The sequence below is a fragment of the Plantactinospora sp. ZYX-F-223 genome (genome assembly GCF_039649625.1).
In the GTDB taxonomy this organism is placed as follows: Bacteria; Actinomycetota; Actinomycetes; order Mycobacteriales; family Micromonosporaceae; genus Plantactinospora.
On sequence record NZ_JBDJAV010000204.1, the window covers coordinates 1 to 416 of the forward strand.

The 416-nt window shown below is 67.5% G+C and carries 2 pseudogenes; both read right to left on the reverse strand.

The features are described from left to right. A pseudogene (locus AAH979_RS43185) lies at nucleotides 1–174 on the reverse strand (integrase core domain-containing protein); the annotation flags it as partial. A gap of 4 nt (nucleotides 175–178) precedes the next feature. Then, nucleotides 179–416: pseudogene (locus AAH979_RS43190) on the reverse strand (IS30 family transposase); the annotation flags it as partial.

Here is a 416-nt window from a genome sequence, read left to right on the forward strand (position 1 = left end):
TGTGCGGGCGGCGGCGCGGGTGGGCCAGGCCCGCCGGTCGAGTAGCTCGGTCTTGATGGTGGCGAAGAACGATTCGGGGACGGCGTTGTCCCAGCACTGCCCCTTGCGCCCGACCGAGAGACGGACGTTGTGCCGCTTCGCGAGGCGGGCGTACTGGGCGCTCGTATATTGGGCGGATTCAACCGGTCGTGGCAACACCGGGTTGTTGGAGCGAGTGTAGGTGTTCGTCGAGGGCTTCGGCTGGCGTCTTCCAGCCGAGGGTTTCCGGGGTCGGCTGTTGAGGGCGTGTGCGACGGCGTTGATCTCGTCGGCGCTCCATCGGGACAGGTCGGTGCCTTTCGGGAAGTACTGCCGCAGCAGCCCGTTGGTGTTCTCGTTGCTGCCGCGTTGCCAGGGGCTGTGGGGGCCGGCGAAGT